General features: G+C 69.4%; 2 protein-coding genes and 1 pseudogene. All 3 read right to left on the bottom strand.

Features of this window, described 5'->3' with window-relative positions:
• Positions 1–161: 161 nt before the first annotated feature.
• Positions 162–2,312 carry an MMPL family transporter gene (locus tag ABD357_RS34360; protein ID WP_344395142.1) on the bottom strand — a complete coding sequence of 717 codons (2,151 nt, stop codon included), beginning with the start codon at positions 2,310–2,312 and terminating at the stop codon, positions 162–164.
• An 86-nt stretch (positions 2,313–2,398) separates the two neighbouring features.
• On the bottom strand, positions 2,399–3,031 hold the full coding sequence (locus ABD357_RS34355; RefSeq protein WP_344395141.1) for an aromatic-ring hydroxylase C-terminal domain-containing protein: 633 nt from the start codon (positions 3,029–3,031) through the stop codon (positions 2,399–2,401).
• 58 nt (positions 3,032–3,089) lie between these two features.
• A pseudogene (locus ABD357_RS44905) lies at positions 3,090–3,233 on the bottom strand (hypothetical protein); the annotation flags it as partial.
• Positions 3,234–4,117: the final 884 nt, after the last annotated feature.

The raw sequence follows: 4,117 nt of genomic DNA, 5'->3' as shown, positions 1-4,117 counted from the left end.
GTCGGGCAATGGCCCGCGCGGCCCGCCACCGGGCAGGACACGGTGCGCCGACCCCAGCCCCGGCGCGTGGCGCAGGACCAAAGGGCGGCGACCGTCGGGCCCATGAAAAAATCCGGGACGGGCCTGGGGCCCCGTCCCGGATCTCGTCCGTGCCGCCGCGCTCACCGTTGCAGCGCGGGCTCCTGGTCGTCGGCGAGCGGCTGTGGACCGTCCGGCAGCTCCGCCGCTGGACGGGACAGCCGGCTCGGCCACCACATCCGCCGGCCGATCAGCAAGGTGAGGGCGGGCACCAGGACCGACCGCACCAGCAGGGCGTCGAGCAGCACGCCGAAGGCGACCAGGAATCCGACCTCGACCAGCATCACCAGCGGAAGTGTGGCGAGGACCCCGAACGTGGCCGCCAGGACCAGGCCTGCCGAAGTGATGACGCCACCGGTGGCCGAGAGGGCTTTGAGCATGCCCTCTCTGGTGCCGAGACGCAGGGTCTCCTCCCGGGCCCGGCTGGCCAGGAAGATGTTGTAGTCGACGCCGAGCGCCACCAGGAACAGGAATGCCAGCAGCGGCACCGAAGAGTCGATGCCCTTGAACCCGAGAATCGTGTCGAAGAAGAACACGCTGCCGCCGAAGGCCGCGGCGAATGAGATGACCACGGTGGTCATCAGGACCAGCGGGGCCAGGATCGCACGCAGCAGCAGCCCGAGGATGATCAGGACGACGACGAGCACCAGCGGGATCACCAGCTTCTCGTCGCGCACGGTGGTCACCTCGGTGTCGAGGTTCTCCGCACTCGGCCCGCCGACGATCGCCTCAGCCCCGCTCACCGCGTGCACGGCGGTGCGTACCCGCTTGATCGTGTCGTACTCCGCGGTGGTGTCCGGCGCGTCCTTCGGGGTCACGGAGATGTTGGCCCAGCCACCGCTGGTCTGCTCCGGGACGGCCTCGGCCACACCGCGAGTGTCCTTGACGACGTCGAGCACCCGCTCCTGGTGCGCCGGCCGCGTGAAGATCGTCATCGGCTGGCCGCCGAGCTCCGGGAAGTGCTCGCGGAGAACGGTGAAGCCGTTGACCGACTCCGGCGTGTTCAGGAACTGGTCCTGCTCCCGCAGGGCGCCGGTGTTGCCCGCCAGCCCGAGGGCGAGCACGCCGAGGACTCCGAGCGAGCCGAGCGTCGCCACCCACCGGCGGCGGCTGATGGCGGTGCCGAGCCGTCCCCACAGCCCCGGCTTCTCCTCCACGGCCGTGCTGAACCGCGGGACGGCCGGCCAGAAGACCCGCCTGCCGAGCACCACGAGCACCGCCGGGAACAGCGTCAACATGGCCACCAGCGCGCACAGGATGCCGGCCGCACCGATCGGGCCCAGCCCGCTGGTGCTGTTCAGGTCCGCGACGAGCAGGCAGAGCAGGCCGGCGACCACGGTGGCCGCGGACGCGATGATGGCCGGCGCCGCGCCGCGTAGCGCGTGGACCATCGCGACCCGGACGTTCTCATGGTGGTGCAGTGCCTCCCGATATCGAGCGATGAGCAACAGCGCGTAGTCCGTGCCGACGCCGAACACCAGGATCGTCAGCAGCGCCGAGTTCTGGTCGTTGACCACGATGTTGAAGCCCTTGACGAGCAGGTAGACGGTGCCCATCGAGGTCAGTGCGGCCGCGCCGACAGCCAGCAGGGGGATGATCCACAACACCGGGCTGCGGTAGGTGATGATGAGCAGGAGCGTGACGACGATCATGGTGGTGAGGAGGACCTGCGTGTCGATGCCGTCGAAGACGGCATCCATGTCGCCGTCGATCGCGCCCGGGCCGGTCACGTCGAGTTCCAGGCCGGAGGGGCGGTCCTTCGCGGCGTCACGTACCGGGCCGACGAGGTCCTCCGGTGGGCCGTAGGACATGTTCACATCGAGGGTGAACACCATCGCCTCGCGGTCGGCGGAGCGGCTCATCGGTGAGCCCTCGTCGTCCTCGCCGACCTCCGCTGTCCCCTTCGACGGGTACTTCTTGGTAAGGGTGTCGTAGTGGCGCTCGACCGTCGCGCGGTCGGCGTCGGTCATGCCGCCGGAGCGGTGGTACACGAAGACGAACGTGTTGTCCTCACCACCGGGGAGCTTGTCGTCCAGCGCCGCCACCTTGGTGGACTCGGCATTGGCCGGCAGGGTGTCCACGGCGCTGTCGGTGGTGACCGAGCTCAACTTTCCGCTCAGCGGCACCATGCCCGCCGCCAGCACCAGCCACAAGCCAATCACCAACCATGGCACCCACCGGCCTGCCAACCGACCGGCCGGCGCTTCCCCGGACGGCGCTGCGTTGACTGCCATCACTAGCCTCCTACATACGGGTTGCATCGCTTATCTGGATGCCTGCTTCCTACCGAGCGAACCTGAGACCACTGTTAATACGGTGCTCAGGCCGGTTGGCCGAACCATGTGCCCAGCGCACGCATCAGCGTGGTGGCGTCGAGGTCCTGCCCGGTGGGCAAGGCCCGGGCGACACAGCCGTCGGGCCGGATGAGCAACGCGTCGACGTCCACCCGGTCCGTGCGGGCGGTGACGGTGTTGACCCGTCCGGTCCACGCGGCTGCGGCGTCGCGGACCTGCGCGCGGTCGACGAGGTCGAGCAGGAGCCCACGCCTCTCACGCAGCAGGTCCGCCGACCGGGTCATCGTGGTGACGACGTCCGGGTCGGGCCGCTCCAGCGTCAGCTTCATGTCCGGGCACAGGGTGCCGACGAGCCGGTGGTCGTCGCCCAGGTCGTACCGGACGTCCATGCCGGCGACGTACCGGTGGGCGTCGTCGAGGTCCATCAGGTCGGAGAACATCTTCCACAGCGCCCTCGTCTGCGGGTCGGGGCGCATCAGGGCGATCTGGGCCAGGGTGTTCTGCAGCAGGCGCGCCGCGACCGGATGCCGTTCGGTGGTGTACGTGTCGAGGATGTCCTCGCCGACCCAGCCGTGTACCACGGCCGCGAGCTTCCTGCCGAGGTTCGCCGCGTCGACGATACCGACGTTGAGGCCCTGGCCGCCGACCGGCGCGTACACGGGGGGCCGCGTCCCCGGCCAGCAGGACCCGGCCGGCCCGGTACGTGGTCGCCTGCCGCGCGGTGTCGATCCAGAGGGTCCCGGACAACATCGTGGTGATCGTGACATCGGTGCCGCTCACCCGCCGGATGCTGTCCTGCAGCTCCTCGACGGTGAGCGGCTCGACCTGCCGCGGCGGGCCGTCGAACTCCACTGTGGACATCCGGCTCACCCCCGAGCCCGTGCACGTACACGCCGTGCGGCGTGTAGTGAAATCCTGGCCGCGGCTTCTCCTGGTCCACCATGTCGACAACTGCCATCCGACCGGTGACGGTCGCGTCGGTGCCGGCGGCGGCGCGAGCACCAGCGACGACGCGTGCAACGTGGACGAGTCGCCCGAATCCGGCGGGCAGGGCGGCAGCGGCAGCTCGGCTGTTCCCGGCCTCGGCGGTCCCAGCGAGCTGGGCGGCATCGGCGGCGCCGGCGGCCTCGGCGGTACCTTCGGCAGGGCGTTCCACGGCGCCAATGGCAAGGTGAAAATCACCTGGAAACCCGAGAACTGACCCACGGCACCGTCGGCCCGTCGTCGCGGTACCTCCGCCGGACCACGGCCCTCGCGCGACGGGCCTGCCCCGCAGTTCCCGGCCGGCACCCAGTCGATGACATCTTCGGCAAGGTCAATGTGTCCGTCGGCATGCGCGACCATGGCCGCTGTAGCGGTTCCCACCATGGGGTCCATGGGATACAACGAGCCCTGCGCGGGCGGATCGGCGGCAAGAGTCCGGGCCAGTTCCAGATCTGGGGCGAGGGTGTCGAGCGGGACTGACCTGTCTTCGTTGACGGCGTACGTCATCAGCAGCCGAGTCGCTTGCTGGCCTCGTGCGAGTTCTGCATTCTCGGCGGCGAGTCCTGCGACGACATCGGGGGGGCGGTTCGTAGTGCAGGCCGTTACGGCCGTCACCCAGTTCGACAAAGTGATAATTATGTGCCTGCAGCTGGCCCTGCGCGATCTTGGTGGTTAATTCCAACTTTCGTGCTTTGGCGCCGAGTTGGCGGGCGTTGTGATGACTGGCGGAGTCGGTCGTGGGTCTGCCCGTGCGCCAGGGG

It is taken from the genome of Streptomyces vastus (assembly GCF_039532825.1).
GTDB classification, from domain to species: Bacteria; Actinomycetota; Actinomycetes; order Streptomycetales; family Streptomycetaceae; genus Streptomyces; species Streptomyces vastus.
The sequence above is the reverse complement of the archived record's forward strand: the minus strand, read 5'-3'. Positions and strand labels throughout refer to the sequence as shown.

What these genes read in the sequence shown, in the direction of transcription:
- ABD357_RS34360 (WP_344395142.1), bottom strand. Translation starts at nt 2,312, where the DNA reads ATGGCAGTCAACGCAGCGCCGTCCGGGGAAGCGCCGGCCGGTCGGTTG.